General features: G+C 65.9%; 14 protein-coding genes. 7 read left to right on the top strand and 7 right to left on the bottom strand.

Annotated features, from left to right (window positions below; all coding sequences use genetic code 11):
* Positions 1–130: 130 nt before the first annotated feature.
* Complete coding sequence (locus J2T07_RS05290) at positions 131–835, top strand: C40 family peptidase (protein ID WP_306847859.1); 705 nt, start codon at positions 131–133, stop codon at positions 833–835.
* A 285-nt stretch (positions 836–1,120) separates the two neighbouring features.
* Positions 1,121–1,885 (top strand): pseudouridine synthase, encoded by a 765-nt coding sequence (locus tag J2T07_RS05285; RefSeq protein WP_306847857.1) that lies wholly within the window; start codon positions 1,121–1,123, stop codon positions 1,883–1,885.
* A gap of 54 nt (positions 1,886–1,939) precedes the next feature.
* Here J2T07_RS05285 and kbl read toward each other — a convergent pair whose 3' ends face one another.
* The 3 genes from kbl to tdh form a co-directional block, all read right to left on the bottom strand.
* Entirely contained in the window at positions 1,940–3,139 is a 1,200-nt protein-coding gene (gene kbl, locus J2T07_RS05280) for a glycine C-acetyltransferase (protein ID WP_306847855.1), read from the bottom strand.
* Positions 3,140–3,218: 79 nt separating this feature from the next.
* Complete coding sequence (locus tag J2T07_RS05275; protein ID WP_306847853.1) at positions 3,219–6,812, bottom strand: DUF748 domain-containing protein; 3,594 nt, start codon at positions 6,810–6,812, stop codon at positions 3,219–3,221.
* A gap of 80 nt (positions 6,813–6,892) precedes the next feature.
* A complete protein-coding gene (gene tdh, locus J2T07_RS05270; RefSeq protein WP_306847971.1) occupies positions 6,893–7,915 on the bottom strand; it encodes an L-threonine 3-dehydrogenase in 1,023 nt (340 codons plus the stop codon).
* A gap of 173 nt (positions 7,916–8,088) precedes the next feature.
* On the opposite strand from tdh, the gene J2T07_RS05265 reads away from it, so the two are divergent.
* The 4 genes from J2T07_RS05265 (at position 8,089) to J2T07_RS05250 (ending at position 14,894) form a co-directional block, all read left to right on the top strand.
* On the top strand, positions 8,089–10,242 hold the full coding sequence (locus J2T07_RS05265) for a S46 family peptidase (protein ID WP_306847851.1): 2,154 nt from the start codon (positions 8,089–8,091) through the stop codon (positions 10,240–10,242).
* Between the two features lie 145 nt (positions 10,243–10,387).
* The gene (locus J2T07_RS05260) at positions 10,388–12,550 is read left to right on the top strand and encodes a S46 family peptidase (RefSeq protein WP_306847849.1); all 2,163 of its coding nucleotides are present in this window, start codon (positions 10,388–10,390) and stop codon (positions 12,548–12,550) included.
* 43 nt (positions 12,551–12,593) lie between these two features.
* Positions 12,594–13,445 carry a helix-turn-helix transcriptional regulator gene (locus tag J2T07_RS05255; RefSeq protein WP_306847847.1) on the top strand — a complete coding sequence of 284 codons (852 nt, stop codon included), beginning with the start codon at positions 12,594–12,596 and terminating at the stop codon, positions 13,443–13,445.
* Positions 13,446–13,910: 465 nt separating this feature from the next.
* Positions 13,911–14,894, top strand: a complete 984-nt coding sequence (locus J2T07_RS05250; RefSeq protein WP_306847845.1) for an alpha/beta fold hydrolase — start codon at positions 13,911–13,913, stop codon at positions 14,892–14,894.
* Here the strand turns inward: J2T07_RS05250 and J2T07_RS05245 are convergent.
* From J2T07_RS05245 to J2T07_RS05230, 4 genes are read right to left on the bottom strand one after another with little or no spacing between them, the layout of a single operon-like run.
* Positions 14,889–15,686, bottom strand: a complete 798-nt coding sequence (locus J2T07_RS05245) for a DUF4198 domain-containing protein (RefSeq protein WP_306847843.1) — start codon at positions 15,684–15,686, stop codon at positions 14,889–14,891. The genes J2T07_RS05250 and J2T07_RS05245 overlap by 6 nt on opposite strands.
* A 47-nt stretch (positions 15,687–15,733) precedes the next feature.
* Positions 15,734–15,955 carry a hypothetical protein gene (locus tag J2T07_RS05240; protein ID WP_306847842.1) on the bottom strand — a complete coding sequence of 74 codons (222 nt, stop codon included), beginning with the start codon at positions 15,953–15,955 and terminating at the stop codon, positions 15,734–15,736.
* Positions 15,952–16,560, bottom strand: coding sequence for a HupE/UreJ family protein (locus J2T07_RS05235; protein WP_306847840.1), 609 nt, complete (start codon positions 16,558–16,560; stop codon positions 15,952–15,954). Before J2T07_RS05235 ends, J2T07_RS05240 begins: the two co-directional genes overlap by 4 nt.
* Entirely contained in the window at positions 16,553–17,782 is a 1,230-nt protein-coding gene (locus tag J2T07_RS05230; RefSeq protein ID WP_306847838.1) for a hypothetical protein, read from the bottom strand. Before J2T07_RS05230 ends, J2T07_RS05235 begins: the two co-directional genes overlap by 8 nt.
* Before the next feature lie 576 nt (positions 17,783–18,358).
* Between J2T07_RS05230 and miaA the strand changes: the two genes are divergently transcribed.
* Positions 18,359–19,321, top strand: a complete 963-nt coding sequence (miaA, locus tag J2T07_RS05225; protein WP_306847837.1) for a tRNA (adenosine(37)-N6)-dimethylallyltransferase MiaA — start codon at positions 18,359–18,361, stop codon at positions 19,319–19,321.
* Position 19,322 lies beyond the last annotated feature (1 nt).

The following is a 19,322-nucleotide window of genomic DNA, read 5'->3' as shown; positions in this document are numbered from 1 at the left end:
TTCCTAGGAATGACCGTTTTTAACCTTATGCGAACAACTTGTTGAATCCGGTTTGGTAACTTCACCCCTCGTTCACGGTCGTCTCACCTTCACGGCGGCTTAACTTCACGATGAATAGGCCTTTTCGCTCATGCATTTAAAGCGACTGACCGCTCTCGCGTTAGCCACGTTTTGTATCGCCGCCGTAACACCCGTTATCGCCGACACGGTCACCGTCCCGCACGGCCTCGACCAATCCGCCGCACTCCTTCTGACCGACCTGCCGGTGTTCGCCCCGGCCACCGCGCTCGCCCAGTCCGCCGTTCCCGATGCCACCTCGCTGATCGCAGCCGCGGCCCCCGCCGCCGCCAGCCAGGTCGCCGCCAACGACGATGCCACCGCCGACGATGACGACGACAGCCTCGTCGCCGCCGCCACCGCCAAGCTGGCCGGCCATGTCGACGGTCATGCACGAGAGGCGCTTCTCGCTTTCGCGATGAAGCTGCGCGACATCCGTTACCACCGTGGAGGCCGTGCGCCGTCCACCGGCTTCGATTGCAGCGGCTTCGTCCGCTACGTGTTCATGCACAGCATCGGCCTCGACCTTCCGACCAATTCCGCCAGCCAGTTCCTCGCGGGCCTGAAGGTCAAGCGCAGCGAGATGAAGACGGGCGACCTGGTCTTCTTCCGTACACGCGGCAAAGCCGTGTCGCACGTAGGCATCTACATCGACAACGGCCAGTTCATCCATTCGCCGTCGGCGGGCAAGACCGTCCGTGTCGACAGCCTCAACGAGGCCTATTGGGCCAAGCACTTCGTCGGCGCCAAGCGCCCCGAAGGCATCGCAAAGATCTGACGGGCACCCTTCAACGCATATTTCCGAAACGGCATGCTCCGGCATGCCGTTTTTTTTGGGCCGGCATTTGTGCCGGCATCTTCTGGTGGGAGCCGACCCTGTCGGCGATCTCGCGGCGGTGGGCCGGTTTCCGGCACGGCTCGGCTTCGCCCTCGCGTTGGGGCTGGGGCAGAGCCGTCGGCCGCCACGCACACGACGAACGCGAGGGGCGAAGCCGAGCCCTCAAATAGCCCTCAAAAGAAATCCTCGATGAAGCTTCGCCCACCAGCCACTATCCTTATACGCATGCCCCGCAAGCCACCCCGCTCGCCGACATCGCGTCCGCGTCGCACCGCCACTCCCGTGTTCGGCCTCGCCCGCGTGCTTTCCAAGCGCGGCATCTGTTCTCGCAGCCAGGGCGAGCGGCTGGCGCGCGAGGGGAGGGTCAGGGTCGATGGCCGGATCGTGCGCGATCCCGGGTTTCCGCTGGCGGGCAACGAGCGTATCGAAATCGACGGTGGCGCCGCGCAGGCCGTGGCGCCCGTTTATATCGCGATGAACAAGCCACGCGGCATCGTGGTATCGGCCGCGGACGAGCGGGGTCGTGACACGGTTTATTCACTGCTCGATGGGGCCGGGCTTCCCTGGTTGGGACCGGTGGGAAGGCTCGACAAGGCGAGTGAGGGATTGCTGCTGCTGTCGAACGATACGGCATGGGCCGCCGGAATCACCGAGCCGGCGACCCACGTGCCGAAGACCTACCACGTGCAGGTGGCGGGACAGCCGGATGCGGCGACGGTCGCCGCGATGTGCGAAGGCGTGGTCGATACGGGCGAGACCCTGCGCGCGGCCGCGGCGTCGCTGTTGCGCCAGGGCGAGCGCAATGCGTGGCTGGAAGTCACCCTCGACGAGGGACGCAACCGCCATATCCGGCGCTTGCTGGCGGCGCTGGGTTTCGACGTGTTGCGGCTGGTGCGCGTCGCCATCGGCGATCTCGTCCTGGGGGACCTGGCCAAGGGACAGTGGCGCCACCTCGGCCCTGCGGAGGTGGCGGCCCTGCGGAGGCGCTGAGGCCCCTGGTTCGCGGCCTTGGCCACGAACGGGGCTTTGGGGGCCGGTGGGGACTCAGCCCTTCAGCACGCCCAGCTTCCTGCCCACCTTGGTGAACGCCGCTATGGCCTTGTCCAGGTGCTCACGCGTATGCGCGGCGCTCATCTGCGTGCGTATGCGCGCCTTGCCCTGCGGTACCACGGGGAAGAAGAAGCCGGTGACGTAGATGCCTTCGTCGAGCAGTTCCGCCGCCATGGCCTGCGCCTGCTTCGCGTCGTAGATCATCACCGGGACGATCGGGTGCTGTCCGGGACGGATGTCGAAGCCCGCCTCGGTCATCTTCTCGCGGAAGTAGCGGGTGTTTTCCTTCACCCGTTCACGCAGGTCGCCGGCGGCGGCGAGCATGTCGAACACCTTGCTGCCCGCTGCCACCACGTGCGGCGGCAGTGAGTTGGAGAACAGGTAGGGGCGGGAACGCTGGCGCAGCAGCTCGATCACTTCGCGACGACCCGTGGTGAAGCCGCCGAGGGCGCCGCCGAGGGCCTTGCCAAGGGTTCCGGTGATGATGTCGATCTTGTCGAGCACGCCGTGCAGCTCCGCCGAACCGCGACCGGTCTCACCGAGGAAGCCCGTGCAATGGCATTCGTCGATGTGCACCAACGCGTCGTACTTGCGCGCGAGGGCGGTGATTTCGGCGAGGGGCGCAACGAAGCCGTCCATCGAGAACGCGCCATCGGTGGTGATGAGCTTGGTCCGGGCACCTGCGGCATCGGCCGCCTGCAATTGGGCCTCGAGATCGGCCATATCGCAGTTGGCGTAGCGGAAGCGCTTGGCCTTGCACAGGCGGATGCCGTCGATGATCGAGGCGTGGTTCAGTGCGTCGGAGATGATCGCGTCTTCCTCGCCCAGCAGCGGCTCGAACAGTCCACCGTTGGCGTCGAAGCAGGCGGCATAGAGGATCGTGTCCTCTTTGCCGAAGAAGTCGGCGATCTTTCGCTCCAGTTCCTTGTGCAGGTCCTGCGTGCCACAGATGAAGCGCACGCTGGCCATGCCGAAACCATGGGTGTCGAGTGCATCCTTGGCCGCCTGGATGACCTCGGGATGGTCGGCCAGCCCCAGGTAGTTGTTCGCACAGAAATTGAGAACCTTCCGGCCGCCTTCCAGCTCGATCTCCGCCGACTGCGGAGAGACGATGATGCGCTCGTTCTTGAACAAGCCCTGTTCGCGGATGGAGTCGAGTTCGCTGGCGAAACGGGTCTGGCCGGGGTAGGTCATGGCGGAGGTTTCCGGGGACGGAGGAATCTCCCGATTGTGAGGCCTTTGCACGAATGAGAAAACCTCGATCCAGGGAGCGTCAGTGCAGGCCGAAATCCACCCGGGTCGTCTTGCCCCCGTCATCGATACCCTTGGCGTCCGTCTTGGGCGCCACGACGAAGACCCGCTTGTCGTCCGTCTTGCCTTGCAGCCATTGGCGGACCGCATTGGCCCGGCGTTCCGCCAGATGGCGCAGGGCGTCGGCGTCGACCGGCATGTTGGTCTCCATCAACGTGCGCATTTCCTCCGGCGGTTGCGACTTGGTCAGCCCGATCATGTTCTTGGGCTTGGGGAACGAGGCGTGGCGATAGGCCCGTTCCAGGTACTTTTCCTGCTCGGCGGCGGTCGGAGGCGTCGTGTCGTCTTCCTTGTCGGCGACCAGCTCCTGGTGGACCAGGTCGTCGACCATGACGGTACGGAGGCCGGATTCGTCCTTCGCCGGATCGATGCGGCCGACGATGTCGAGGCTGATCGAAGGCTTGTCGGCCAACACCTTGACGATCTCGGCCAGCTTGGCTTGCGCGTTCGCGTCAAGCACGGCGGACCCGGGGGCGAACTCCACGTAGCCGAGGTCTTCGCGGCCGCCACCCGCCGAGGCGAGCAGGCGGAATGGAGAGGTCACCGCTTTCACGATCAGGTTGCCGATGGCGCGCCAGACCAGGCCGCCCACGCTGAAATGCGGATCGTCGAGCGATCCGGACACGGGTACGCGCACATCGATGCGGCCTTGGGAGTCCTTCAGCAGCGCCACCGCCAGTTTCACCGGGAGATGGCTGATTCCGGGTCCCTCGAGCCGGTCGCCGAAGGTTAGCTGATCGATGAAGATATGGTTGTCCGCGGTCAGCTTGCGCTGGTCGAGCAGGTAGTGCACGTCGACGTTGAGCCGGCCCTTGGTGATCGGGTAACCGGCGTACTTGCCCGAGTACGGTGAGAGGTTGGCGAGCTGGATGCCTTCCGCCTTGGCCGTGATGTCCAGGGAAGCCACCGGCGCCAGCGGGTTGATCGTGCCGGCGATGTCCACCGGCGCGTTGTCGTCGAGCTGGCCCTGCAGGGTCAGCTCCGCGGGGGGTGCGCCGCCATCCGTGCCGAAGGCGCCGATCCTGCCGGTCAGCCGTGTCACGTCCGCGGTGTAGTTGGGCTTGATGAAGTTGTCTGTGTAGTTGAGGTGGCCCTTGGTCAGGGTGACCTGGCCGATGTGGATGTCAGCCGAAGGCGTGGGTGGCGTGGCGGCCGGATGTTCGGCCGCCGGTGCGGCCGGTGCGGGCGTAGCCTGCGCCTGGGTGACCGACACGGCCCCGGGCGCCTCGGGATTGGCGACGACGTCCTGGAGGTTCAGCCGTCCATTCGCGTTGATGATGACGCGGGCATAGAAGTCATCCAGTGCCAGGCCGCCGATGGCGACATGGGGCGCTGCCTCGCCCATGCGGATGACCATGCCGGTGGCGCTGAGCGAAGTCCAGCGCAGGAAATCGGCGTCGGTCAGCTTGTCCAGCACGCGCACGCGGCCAAGCGTGGCCTGGCCGCGATAGGCGATCCGGGCGGGCGCGTTGCCGCGGTCGTTGTAGCGGACTTGTCCGTCGAGGCTGAGCAGGCCGCTCTCCACGCGGACGTTCAACGGTACGCTGACCAGCGATTGCAGTGGCGCCACGTCGAGCCGCGTGGCCTTCACCCGCAGGTCCGCATCGAGCGGCTGGGGTTTCACCTTGCCGGTGAGCGCGAACGCACCCTTGCCGAGGTTGCCTTTCAGGTCCAGGGCGAGCGGGTGGCCCATGTCGTTGGACAGGCCATCGATGCCGAACGAGGTCGCCAGCATCGTGATCGCATTGCGCTTGCCCGGCGCCTTGGCGTCGCGGAGCGTGACCGACCCGTCGCTCAGGCCGAGATGGGCGATGCTCCAGCGCCAGGCGGTCGAGGGTGCAGCCGGTTTGGCGGCCGTGGCGGGGGTCTTCACGATGCCGGCGAGGTCGAGGTCGAGGTTGCCGTTGGCGAGGCGCCGCAGGTCGAGCGTCAAACCGTCGAGCGTGAGCTGGTCGAGGCGCGCCTCGCTGGTGGCGAGATCGACCAGGGCGATGGACACCGCCATCGATTTCCAGGTGATCGGCGAAGCACGGCCGTTGCGCGGTACGAGCTGGAAGCCGTCCAGCTTTGCCTTGGCGTTGGCGATGCGGACGATGGCGGCGTCGCGCCAGTCCAGCGTCAGGTCGCCGTTCGCGGCGACGTCGCCGCCGGTGATGTCGGCGTCCAGCAGCGGCGGTGTCAGCGGCATCAATGCCGCGAGGGACACGTTCGCCAGCGACAACGTGCCCGCATAGCGGGCCGCGGCGAGGTCCAGCTTGCCTCGCGTGGCGACCGTGCCGCCGGCCAAGCGCGCGGCGACATCGAGCAGGGCCACGGGCGCGGCCACGGTGCTGAGCCCGCGCAGGCTGCCTTGCACACCGTCGAGCACCAGATGCGCCGGTGCCGGCGCCGCGAGATCCGCGTACTCGATCCTTGAGTTCTCGAACGTGAGGGCGTCGATGCGCACGTCCGTCGCCGGCGAGTCCTTCGCCGTGGCGGGCGAGGGTGCCGTCAGCGCGTCGATATTGCTGCGGCCACCGGGAAGACGCGCGTAGCGCAGGTCGAGACCGTCGATGGCCACGGTACCGAAGCGGTAGCGGGAGGTCAGCGGTTCCAGGGCCGTGAGCGCCACGTCGCCGCGGCCGAGCGCGACCAGCCGGGCGCCGCTCGTGTCGTTCACCTGCAGGCCGTCGATGGTCAGGCGGCCGCTCAACACCACGCGCGGCTTGTCGTCGGTCATCGTGAAACGCAGGTCGAGCAGGCCGGACAACTTGCCGCTCGGCACGGCGACGGGTAAAGGGGTCGGCACGAAGCCCAGATAGCGGGGCAGGTCCAACTTGTCGAGCCGGAAACTGACCATCGATTCCCGACTGCTGGCGAAGGGCTTGGTCTGTCCCTGCACGCGAAGGGGGCTGCCATCGACGTTCATCGCCAGCAAGGGCTGCACGAAGATGTCCGAGGCACTCGGCAGGCTGGCGATGAAGGGAACGCCGATCTCGATGTGGTCGAGGCGGTGGGTGGCATCCAGTACGCGGTCGTCGAAATCGACCTGCCCGCCGTGCACGGCGATATTGGATAGCGCGAACCTGGCGGGGCCCGTGTCGGGGGCGGCGGGGTCCGTCGCGAAGCGCTCGAGGATGTCCGAGACATTGAAACGTTGCGGCGCGCTGCGTTGCAGGTGGATCCGGGGTCCGTCGATGCGCAGTTCGTCTAGGATCGGGGCGGCCCGGAACAGCGAGGCCCAGGAGGCGTTCGCCGTGAGCCGCTCGACATCGACGAAAGGTGTCTTGCCGTCGCGCTCGCCGATGTGCAGTCGCTCGGCGGTCAGCTTCAAGGTGAATGGGTTGAGGCTGATCGAGCCGAGGGTGACTGGCCGGCCCAGCGCCGCGCTGGCGCGCGACTCGACCTGTGAACGGATCAGTGGCGGCGCGGCGAAGAAGCCGAGCAGACCGAAGACGACCAGTGCGATAAACACGCCGGAGGCGATACGCCGGGTCCGGCGCGAACGGTAAACAGCGAGGGCGCGTTCGCGGCCCTTGCGCCAGTGCACCATGCCGCGTGTCTTGAGTGTTTCCATACCTCCGCTCCTCACCTCATGGCCCCCGGGGCAGTGTACCCGGCGGGGGCGCTGGCGGGAGCGCGGTCAGGCGGCGCGGATCAGGTCCAGGAGCACACGACCTTGCCGCAGTTGCCCGCGTCCATCAGGTCGAAGCCCTTCTGGAAGTCGTCGATTGCGATCTGGTGTGTAAGCACCTTCTGCAGTGGAAAGCCGGTCAGCACCATCTGGGTCATCTTGTACCAGGTCTCGTACATCCTGCGTCCGTAGATGCCTTGCAGGGTGAGGCCCTTGAAGATCACCTTGTCCCAGTCGATGCCCGCGCCGCGCGGCATGATGCCGAGCATGGCGATCTTGCCGCCGTGGTACATGCAGTCGAGCATGTCGCCGAAGGCGCGCGGGTTGCCGCTCATCTCCAGGCCCACGTCGAAGCCTTCGATGTGGAGGTCCTTCACGGTGTCCTTGAGCGACTGCTTGGATACATTGACCACGCGGGTGGCCCCCATGTCGGCGGCGAGCTTCAGGCGGTAATCGTTGACGTCGGTGACCACGACGTTGCGGGCGCCGACGTGCTTGGCGATACCCGCGGCGATGATGCCGATGGGGCCGGCACCGGTGATGAGCACGTCCTCACCGATCAGGTCGAACTCCAGCGCGCAATGCGCGGCGTTGCCGTAGGGATCGAAGAACGCCGCCAGCTCCGAAGGAATCTGGTCGGGGATCGGCCACAGGTTCGAGGCAGGCATGGTCATGTACTCGGCGAAGGCGCCGTTACGGTTCACGCCGATGCCGATGGTGTTCGGGCACAGGTGCTGGCGCCCCGCGCGGCAGTTGCGGCAATGGCCGCAGACGATGTGGCCTTCCGCCGAGACGCGGTCGCCTACCTTGTAGCCGGTGACGCCCGGGCCGATCTCCGCGATGCGGCCGACGAATTCGTGGCCGATGGTGAGGCCGGGCGTGATCGTGCGTTGGGACCACTCGTCCCACTTGTAGATGTGCAGGTCGGTGCCGCAGATGGCGGTCTTCTCGATCTTGATCAGGACTTCGTTCGGGCCGACCTGCGGCACCGGAACTTCTTCCATCCAGATACCTTGCTCGGGCTTGCGCTTGACCAGCGCCTTCATCGTCTGCTGCATGGGGCTCGTGGGTTCCGTGCGGGGAAGGCCCGCGGCGCGGACCCAAACCGGCATTATAAGCCGCACCGGCCCCGGATCGTGGTGCGCCGCGCCATTGCCAGTGGCCCCTCGGGCCCTCTATGGTCGGGACGCTCCGCACGACCCACAGGGGACAACGAAACATGCGAATCCGCTCGATGATGCTGGGAGCCGCCATGGCGCTGGCGCTGGACGCGAAAGCCGACGAGGGCATGTGGCTGCCCTCGCAATTGCCCGGAATTGCGAAGAACCTCAAGGATGCCGGCTTCCGTGGCGATCCGGAGGACCTCGCCGACCTGACCCGTGCGCCGCTCAACGCGGTGGTCAAGGTGGGTGGCGGGACGGGCTCCTTCGTCTCGGCCGACGGCCTGGTGGTCACCAACCACCACGTGGCCTTCGGCGTCATCCAGTACAACTCGAAGCCGGAGCGCGACCTCATCGCCGATGGCTACGTGGCACCGGATCGCGCCGGCGAGTTGCCGGCCAATCCCGACTACCGTCTCCGCGTCACGGTCGGTTTCGACAAGGTCACCGATCGCATCCTGGCGCAGGCCAGGGGCAAGACTGGCAGGGCCTATTACGACGCCGTCGATGCCGCGAGCAAGGCGCTGGTGGCCGAATGCGAGACGGAAGAGGGCATCAAGTGCAGCGTCGCCAACATGTTCTACGGGCGCGACTTCTACCTCGTGAAACAACTGGAACTGCGTGACATCCGCCTGGTCTACGCGCCGCCACGCGCGATCGGCAACTACGGCGACGAGATCGACAACTTCGTCTGGCCACGTCACGCGGGCGATTTCACCATCCTGCGCGCGTACGTCGGGCGCGACGGCAAGCCGGCCGATTATTCGCCGGACAACGTGCCTTACCATCCGCCCTCGCACCTCAAGCTCGCCACCGACGGCGTCGCCGAAGGCGACTTCGTGATGCTCGCCGGCTATCCCGGCATCACCTATCGCCATCGCACGGCGGCCGAGTTCGCCGACCAGGTGGAATGGAGGCTGCCGACATCGGTGGCCGTGCTGAAGGCGCTCCAGGACGTGATCGAAGCCCAGGGCAAGGCCGACAAGGAAGCCGGCATTCGCTATGCGTCGCAGCTGCAAACGCTGAAGAACGGGATCAAGCGTTTCAGTGGCGAACTCGAGGGGCTGCAGCGCAGCGACGCTGTCGCCGTCCGCCGCGACGATGAAGCCGCGATGTTGTCGTGGCTCGCGGGGCAGCCCGACGGAAAGGCGCTGAAGCCGGAGATCGACCAGGTCACGGCCCTGATCGCCCAGGGCAAGGACGTGCGCGAGCGTGACCTGCTGGTCGGGCTGCTTTCCGCGCAAACCCAGCTCATGCGTGGCGCGCTGGCGGTGGACCGTCTTTCCGTGGAGCGGCCCAAGGCGGACGCGGCACGCGAGACGGGCTACCAGAAGCGCGACGAGGACCTGATCCAGAGCCAGCTGAAGCAGGTGCAGCGCCGTTACGATCCGCGTGTGGAGAAAGCGCTGGTGACGTCGCTGATGCTTCGCTACCAGCGACTGCCCGATGCCCAGCGGCTTCCCGAGGTGGACAAGGTGTTCGGCCGTACGCCAGCCGAACTCGCGCAAGCGCTGGATCGCATCTATGCGGCGACGAAGTTCGGCGACGAAGCCGAGCGCCTGCGACTGTTCACCGCCGCCCCGGCGGAGGTCGAAAACAGTGGCGATGCGTTGTTGGTGGCGGCGCGCATCCTGCGTCCTGCCTTGCTGCGCATCGAGGACGAACGCAAGGTCCGCGAAGGCGATCTGCTGCGCCTGCGTCCAGCCTATATGCAGGCCCTGATCGCCTATCGCGAGAAGCAGGGCAAGGCGGTGTACCCCGATGCCAATGCGACCCTGCGCGTCAGCTACGGCAAGGTCACCCCATTGATGGCTCGCGACGCGGTGACCTATGCCCCGTTGACCACGGTCGCCGGTATCGTCGAGAAGAACACCGGCAAAGAGCCCTTCGACGCGCCGAAGCCGTTGCTCGACGCCATCCGGAAGGGCGATTTCGCCGGATATACCGATCCGAAGTCAGGCGCCATGCCGGTCGATTTCCTGAGCAACCTCGACACCACAGGTGGTAACTCGGGTTCGCCTGTGTTGAACGCGAAGGGCGAACTGGTCGGCCTCAATTTCGACAGCAACTGGGAAGCGGTCAGCGCGAGCTGGATGTACGACCCGCGCTACAAGCGCGCCATCCATGTCGACATGCGCTACATGCGCTGGCTGATCGACAAGGTGTATCCGTCGCCCGCCCTGTTGCGTGAACTGGGCGTGCCGGCACGGTAAGCGGCAAGCGTGACCTCCGGCACGTACGTGCCGGAGGTCGATTCGTCAGGATTGACGTTACATTATAACAGTCCCTGGGTGGGAGCCGACCCTGTCGGCGATCCCAGAGACCCCAACGCGCCCCGGAACACAAAGGAGATCCCTCATGCGCCGAGCCCTACTGGCTACCGCCCTCGCGGCAGGCCTCATCCCCGCCGCCCATGCCGTCGAAGGCATGTGGCAGCCGGCCCAGTTGCCGACGATCGCCGCCATGCTGAAACAGCACGGCCTGAAGCTCGATCCGGCTACGCTCACCGACCTCACCGCCTATCCCATGGGCGCCATCGTGAGCCTCGGTGGCTGTACGGCTTCCTTCGTTTCGCCCGATGGCCTGGTCGTCACCAATCACCATTGCGGCTACGGTGCACTGCAGTACAACTCCACGAAGGAAAAGAACCTCATCGAGCAGGGCTTCCTCGCGAAGACCTTCGCGGAGGAACTGCCCGGTTCCCCCGACATGCGCGTCTTCGTCACCGAGGAAATCCGCGACGTCACCCGGGATGTGACCGCGAAGCTCACCCCGGCGATGAGCGGCCAGCAACGCTACGACGCCATCGACCTCGCCAAGAAAACGCTGGTGAAGGGTTGCGAGACCGATGGATATCGCTGCGATGTGTACACGTTCCACGGCGGCTACAGCTACCAGCTGATCAGGCAGCTCGAAATCAAGGACGTGCGCCTGGTTTATGCACCGCCCGAGTCCATCGGCAAGTTCGGCGGCGATGTCGACAACTGGATGTGGCCACGCCACACGGGCGACTTCAGCTACCTGCGCGCCTATGTGTCGAAAGACGGCAAGTCGGCGACGTATTCCAAGGACAACGTGCCCTACCATCCCAAGCACGTCATCAAGCTCAACCCACAAGGCGTGGAAGACGGCGACTATGTCATGGTCGTGGGCTATCCGGGCAGGACGAACCGGTACCGTCTCGCCCAGGAGGTGAGCAGTGCGATCGACTGGCAGTACCCGACCCAGATCAAGCTCTACCAGGAGCAACTGGACACCATCGCCGCGAACGGCAAGGCCAATCCCGACGTAACGGTGAAATACGCCAGCCTCGTCGCCGGCCTCAACAACTATCTCAAGAACTTCGGCGGCCAGCTCGAAGGCCTGCGCCGCGCCGATGCGGTCGCGGTGAAACAGAAGCAGGAAGCCGATCTCGACGCGTGGTTGAAGAAGCAGGGCGGTGCGGAGAACCAGGCACTCGTCGCCGACATCGCCGAACTCAAGGCCAAGCTCGCCGCCTACCAGGCTACCCGCGAGCGCGATGTCGACCTCGCCCTCGTTTCGCGCACCCAGCTCTTCGCCAGCGGCGTACGCCTCGCACGCCTGGCCGACGAACGCACCAAGCCGGACATGGAGCGAGAGGCTGGTTACCAGCAGCGCGACGAGGTGCGCATCGAGGGCGCGCTGAAGCAGATGGAGCGCCGCTACGACGCGAAGACCGATCAGGACCTGCTGGCCAACGCGCTCGTTCGCTACGTCGGCTTGCCGAAGGACCAGCGCTTGCCCGCGCTCGACGCGTGGCTCGCCGGCGCATCCACGCGTGCGGCCATCCAGGCCAAGGTGTCGGCGCTCTACAAGGGCAGCAAACTGGGCGACACGGCCGAGCGCATGAAGTGGTTCAAGGCCGACAAGAAGGCGATCGCCGCGAGCGACGACAGCATGCTGAAGCTGGCCAATGCGGTGCTGCCGGAGTTGAAGAAGATCGAAAACGAAGAAGATGCCCGCGATGGCGAACTGGCCCGGCTGCGTCCCCGCTACATGCAGGCGATCATCGCGTGGAAGGAGTCGCAGGGCCTGCCGGTGTATCCGGATGCCAACAGCTCGCTGCGGGTCACCTTCGGCAACGTGCAAGGCGTCGCCCCGCGTGACGGCGTGAGCTACGCGCCCTTCACCACGGTCGAGGGCATCGTCGAGAAAAACACCGGTGAAGAGCCGTTCAATGCGCCCAAGGCCGAGATCGAGGCGATCAAGGCGAAGGCCTTCGACGGTTACGCTTCGAAGAAACTCGGTACGCTGCCGGTCGATTTCCTTGCCGACCTGGACATCACCGGTGGTAACTCCGGCTCGCCTTCGCTCGATGCGCAGGGCCGTCTCGTCGGTCTCGCCTTCGACGGCAACTGGGAGTCGGTCAGTGGTGACTGGCTGTTCAATCCGAAGCTCAATCGCTCGATCCAGGTCGATGTGCGCTATATGTTGTGGGTGATGCACCATCTCGATCACGCCGACAACCTCCTGAAGGAGATGGGCGTTCCGGCGAAATAGCCGGCAGTCGCGGGGATCGCGCGCCTGTGCGATCCTCGCGGCCATGGCCCGGTCCGACCCCACCGCGAGCGAACTCAGCGTAAACGCTTCGCTGGAAACGGCGAGCGTTTCCGTGCGGAACGTGGTCTGCCACGGCGGCTGCGCGCATCGCGGCCCCGAGGAATGCGCGGCATCGACCTACCTGGTGTTTCCTTACCGCGGGCTCTACGTGCGCCACGTAGGCCGCGACCAGGCCGTGGCCGACGCCAACCACGTGGTGTTCTTCAATGCCGACGAGGGCTACCGGATCGCTCATCCGGTGGAGGGAAGCGACGCCAGCCTTTCGGTCCAGGTGGCCGCGCCTTTGCTGGAGGAACTCGCGCCCGTCAGCTCGCTGGAGCAGGGGCCGGTACACGGCTTCCGCACGCATCATCGGCGCATCGATCCCGGCGCGCAGGCCATGGTGGCTTTGCTCCGCCACAGGCTGGAGCAGGGGACGATGGAACCGCTGGAGGCGGAGACCCTTTTGCTGAACCTGGTCGGCCGCAGCCTCGGCCCACGGACCTCGCACGCGCCGGAGGCCACGCAAGGCCAGCGGCGCTTGGCCGACAGGGTAAAGGTGTTGCTGGCCAGCGATGTGTCGCGCCGCTGGTCGCTTGCGGATGTCGGTGTGGAAATCGGTGCGTCGCCGGTGTATCTCACTCAGGTATTCCAGCGCGTGGAAGGCATACCGCTGTATCGCTACCAATTGCGGCTCCGCCTGGCCCGGGCGCTGGACCTGATGGCCACGCAAGACGATCTCTCGGCCCTCGCGGCGGATCTGGGTTTTTCCAGCCACAGTCATTTCACGGCCGTCTTTCGCCAGGCCTATGGCCAGTCCCCCGCGGATTTCCGCCGCTCGACCCGTCGCACCTGACCGCCACTGAATTTTCTGGTGGAAGCCGACCCTGTCGGCGATCCCGCGGCAGCGGGCCGGTACTGAGGCAGAGCCGTCGGCCGCCACCCTCGTCGCTCCGGTTGCACCGTCGCTCGGGAAAGGAAGCCGCTGCGCGGCCGTGTTCTATGGCTGGCACCCCGTCGCGCCCGTCGCGCCGGGCGGGGTTTTCGATTCGCCCTCCGTGGCTCAGCGAAAACGGCCGGCCGTCCAGGCCGGCCCCCTGACGGGCCTTTTCACCCGACGCTCCTCGGTTCCACACGTCGCGCCGAGGGTGGCGCCCGGCAGCTCCCCCGCCACGCACACAACGAACGCGAGGGCGAAGCCGAGCCCGACACAGGACGAACCCAGTAACACGCAAGAACCTAAATTTTCCGACAGCCGTAGAGTCGGCAGCATGGTCTGCTTCACCGGCCCCGCTGGGTGGGCGGCAGAGGAGACATCGTCGTGGGTAATGGGCATATCGACATCGACCGCCGTTCTTTCATGAGGCTCGCCGCGGGCATGCTGGCGGCCGGCGTGGTGGCGGCGTGCGCACCCGGCATGGGCCGGATGGCCTTGAACGAGGACATGGACGCGCGGCGGTTCAACGCGGCGAGGACATTCGCCCGCACGTCGTTCGGCAACATCGCCTATGTCGAACAAGGAAGTGGTGACGCCGCGCTCTTCCTGCACGGCTTTCCGCTCAACGGATTCCAGTGGCGCGGCGTGCTGCCACGGCTGGCGGATGCGCGTCGCTGCATCGCGCCCGACTTCCTCGGCCTGGGATACACCGAGGTGGCCCCGGGTCAAAGCGTGGCGCCCGTGGCGCAAGCGGACATGCTGGTGGCTTTCATGGACAGCCTCGGCATCTCCCGGGCCGATGTCGTGGCCAATGACAGCGGCGGCGCGGTCGCCCAGTTGCTGGCGACACACCATCCGCAACGCGTACGCAGCCTGTTGCTGACCAATTGCGATACCGAACACGAATGCCCACCCGCGGCGATGGCACCGGTGATCGCGATGTCGCGCGAGGGCACATACGTCGATCGCTGGCTGCGGCCATGGTTGGCGGACAAGACGCTGGCGCGCTCCTCCGAGGGCCTCGGTGGCATGACCTTCACATATCCGGGTCACCCCACCGACGAAGCCATCGACATGTACCTGGCACCCCTGGTGGCGCATCCCGGGCGCACGCATGCTTACGCGCTGGCGCTGGAGGAAAACTCGCTGGCGGGCATCGGGCCGCGACTTGCGCAGAGTCCCGTACCGATGCGTGTCGTGTGGGGCATGGCCGATCCCATCTTCTCGCCCGCGAGCGCGGAGTACCTCGACCACGCATTCAAGCACTCGCATGGTGTGCACCGCATACCGAACGCGAAACTCTTCTTCCCCGAAGAATTTCCCGATGTCATCGCCGCCGAGGCCCGGCGGCTTTGGGCGATGTCATAGGAATCCGAAACTGAGGCTGGAAAAGTCCGTTTCATAGTCGGCCTCGGCATCCGTCGGCAGGGCGCGTATCCAGATCGTGTTGAGCAACCAACGTCCCGCGGTGGGCATGGCGAAGGACGCCCGGCCCGCCGCGTCGGTGACGTGCACCTCGACGGGTGCGTCGTCGTGATCGAGGTCCGTGAATTTCACCGTGGCGCCCGGAAGGGCATGCCCCTGATAGAACACACGCACAGGTAGCGTGCGAGGGCGGGGCAGGGCATATGGATTGATGTCCGGAACGATTTCGAGCGTAAGGCCAAGGGGTGCCGTCACGGATGCCTGTGCCGCGGTATCGAATGGCCCGGATTGCATGATCGCCTTCGCATGCCGGCTGTAGATTTCCGTCTCGTCCACGTCCATGCGGCCTTCCCGCCGGCGTCTTTCCCATGCGGGCGTCAGGCCTTCCACCGTCAGGTAATCGTTGAAACGCAACGAGGGGAGATGACTCTGCGCGCGGTTGTCGGTTTCCAGGGCAAGCAGATAGGTGCCCGCCCGCGGCAGCGCGACGTCACCGTCGCCGGCCACGTCTCCCAGGTGTAGCGCGCCGTGAAGATCCACGCTCCGGTCCGAAGGACCGGTGACCTGGAATCGCACGATGCGTTGTAGCGCGATGGGCGAACGCTGGCGGTAGGGCCCGTGGCCGACCTGTAACGTGAGAGGTGTCGCTTGCACGGGCTGCACCTGGAACGCCTGGGGTTGCACCCAGAAATCGTGGGCATGCACCGTACCCGTGGCGACTATCAGCGTCGACACGCAGAAGCGACCCCCCAGCCGTGGACAATGACGAGGCATGGTCAGGCCTATTCGAGGTGATCGGGCTCGTAGCCCGGGGTGACGGGTAGGAACGAGAGCGTCGCGACGAGCAGGGCGATCGCGAGGAACCAACTCGCCACGACCCGCAATGCCATGCGCACGCCGCGGTACCTCGATGGCTGGTGACGTGCCACGATCACGCTGGTCAGCGCCACCACGAGGCCGACGGCGAGCGAGAGAAACGCTAGCGATGCATGCATTCCGTTCATGCCCTGGCTGCCTGCACGACGAAATGGGCGCCCGTCACGGCGATACCGACGCCGACAGCGCGCAGTGCCCGCATGCCCCGCGGCCATCGCGCGACCACGCCGAGCCCGATGCCCAGGACGTGCAGCGAGCCCGTCGCCAGTACGAACCCCGTGCTGTAGCCGATCGGGTCCGCCGCTGAAGGCAGTTCCTTGCCATGTGCGTACCCATGGAAGAGGCCGAACACGGCGACGACGATCATCGCCATGCCCACGCGGGGTCGGAGTGCGCAGGCGACACAAAGGCCAAGTGCGCACACCGAAAGCGCGATGCCCCATTCCACGGGTGGCAACGGTACGCCGACCATGCCGAACACGGCACCCAGCACCATCACGCCTGGAAAGACCATCGGCAACAGGTACACCAGGGGTTCGCCGAGAACAGCACCCCACAGTCCCACCGACACCATGGCGAGCAGGTGGTCCATGCCACCGAAGGGATGTGCGAAACCGGCGCCGAAGCCACCTGCCAACCCGGTACCGGCATGCGCCATGGCTGGGTCGGCGTACGACAACGTCACCGCCGCGACGGAGGCGAGAACAACGAACGACGCACGCGGATCATTCATGGTAGTCGGCCGCCGCGCTGGAAGCCGCGGTCGGCGCGGTGTACGCGGGGCTGGTGTTGACTGCCGCCGCGAGGAACGGGAATCGTGTCGTGGAATGGGGGCGATCGTCGTGATGCACGCCGTCGTCGATGCTGCCCAGGTCGCCGGCCGCAAGCAGTGAACGGTAGAGGTTCGACGCATCGTAGTTCGGCGTACGGCCACCACAGTCGACGGCGAAATCGCGACGTCCCGAGAGCCGGGCCAACTCGACCGCAAAGAGTTGCGTGCACCTCGGCGAGGCACTGTTCACCCATAACCGATCGTCGGCCAACAACGTCGCCAGCCGGCGATAGCGGAATCCCGGCGCCGCATGCATGTCGGCGAGCCACTGGTTTCCGCGCACGCCGTCGTAGCCATCGTAGAGGCCGAGCGTGCGCTGGATGTCGCCGATGAACTGCGCGGCCCTCGAAGGCTCGGCACGGTTGTAGCGTTCCTTGAGGCGGTCGCCCCTGGCTTCGTCGAGTGGCGACAGCAAGGCGTTGCCGGTGAGCGGCCGTCCTGCGCGGTCGATGCGGCCGTGCGGCGACGCGGTCTCTCCCCACACCGCGAGTAGCGGGCCGCCGCCATTCACCAGTCCGAGATCGATCGTGATGACGATGCACGCGGGCGTCCATCCCGCGAGGAAATTCTGGCCCGGGCCACCGCCGGTCTGGTGCCACTCCTTGCGGATCGAAGCCACCGTGGCGGCATCGAACTGCGGAAATCCGTCGGCATCGACCGGCGCCCCATGTTCGAGAGCACGCGCTGCCACGTCGAACGCGCTTCGGGACCCCCTCACGTTATTGAAGAAGGGATCGTCGCGACGGCCTGCGAATGCCTTGAGGCGCCCGCTATTCGACGCGAAGCCACTCGCCGCGTCGACCATGCCAGAGGCACGTTCATCGGCGGCGGTGCAATCGGCGGTGTACGAGGCGCTGAAACGACAGGTCACGTCGGTGGTCGTGCTCGTGGCGCCGAAGACCTTGCCGCTGCCGACGTGGAAGGTATAGCCGATGGCGTCGGAGAAGCTATGGCCGACGATCGTCATCACCAGGTTCAGATGATGGCCGTCCGCGGAGGTCCAGGCGTAGAGGTCGCCGATGTCCGCACGCGGATCGGCGGTGACCGTGGGCGTATCGAGGTGGTCCGAGGCATAGGCGCTGGAGGTCGGCAGGACAGCGGGCGTCGCAACGAAAAGCGACATGATGGCAAGCGGGAGGCGCAGGTTTCGCATGGGAGCCATACCAGAATGGACTGATGGCAGTACACCCGAACCCGTTATGGGCGACTGTCGGAATCTTTAGCGATTCGCACGGTGTGGCCTGATCCTCGGGCTTCCTTCTGAAAACGCATGGCACGACATATCCACACGCCGTGTGGATATTCGATGCATAACCGTGTGGACAAGTCCGATTCGCCCATGCGTGGCGACTACTTGCGTTGTCCTGATCAGTTCGTGACCACGCACGCCGGAAGCGCATCGCGATATCCACAGCGTGTGTGGATACTCCCTGCATAAGCATGTGGACAACTCGATTCCGCCCTTTGACAGCATGGACTTGCGTTGCGCTGCTCAAGAACTGACCAGGGCGATGCTCATCGGGGGATGCGATGATATCCACAGCCGGTGTGGGTAATCGCTGCATAACCGTGTGGATAACTGCGCAAGCGCCTTATGTGGCGTGCACTTGCGTTGCGCTGGTCAAGCCTTGGCCGGCATCGTCACCGCATGTCGCCCGGGTGCGCTAACCTTGCGGTCGTTCGATCGCCCACCGCGTGCATGACCCTCGACAACCGTCCCCTCGCCATCTTCCTGATGGGCCCGACCGCATCGGGCAAGACGGCGCTCGCCTGCGCGCTGGCGGATCGCTTTCCCATGGGGCTGGTGAGTGTCGATTCGGCGCTGGTCTATCGCGGCCTGGATATCGGTTCGGCGAAGCCCGATGCCGCCACGCTCGCTCGTTACCCACACGCCCTGGTCGACATCCGCGATCCGGCGCAGCCGTATTCGGCGGCGGACTTTCGTGAGGATGCGGTGGCGGCGATGCAGCGCATCACCGGTGAGGGGAGGGTGCCTCTCCTGGTGGGAGGAACCGGACTTTACTTCCGCGCCCTTCAGCGCGGCTTGTCCGACCTGCCCGAGGCCGATCCGGCGTTGCGTGAACGGCTGGCGGCCGAGGCGGCGGCGATCGGCTGGGCGGCGATGCACGCACGCATGGCTGCCCTCGATCCCGTGGCCGGTGCGCGGATTCGGCCAGGCGACGCGCAACGAATCCAGCGCGCGCTGGAGGTCATGGCCTTGAGCGGGCGCCCCCTGAGCGAGTTGCAGCAGGGCGGCACGACGATCCGCTTTCCCTGGAGGGTCCTCAAGCTCGCTTTGCTGCCAGTGGATCGGAAGCCCTTGCACGAGCGCATCGCGCTCCGCTTCGATGCCATGCTGGCCGACGGTTTCCTCGACGAGGTCCGCCGCCTGCGAGCCCGTGGCGACCTCCATCCGGACCTGCCGGCGATCCGCGCGGTGGGCTATCGGCAGGCCTGGGAGTACCTGGAGGGCCAGGGGGATGCCACGGACTTCCGCAACCGTGGTATCTATGCCACTCGTCAACTCGCCAAACGCCAGATCACCTGGCTGCGCGGCGAGTTCGACGCGCGCACGTTCGACCCGGACCGGGGGGATCCGTTACCCGGGGCCGCGCGTGCGGTGGAACAGTTCGTCGGAATGCCGAGATCGTCACGATCTTAAG

The sequence above is a fragment of the Luteibacter jiangsuensis genome (assembly GCF_030812295.1).
In the GTDB taxonomy this organism is placed as follows: domain Bacteria; phylum Pseudomonadota; class Gammaproteobacteria; order Xanthomonadales; family Rhodanobacteraceae; genus Luteibacter; species Luteibacter jiangsuensis_A.
Note: the sequence above shows the minus strand (reverse complement) of the source record. Positions and strands in the feature narration are given on the sequence as shown.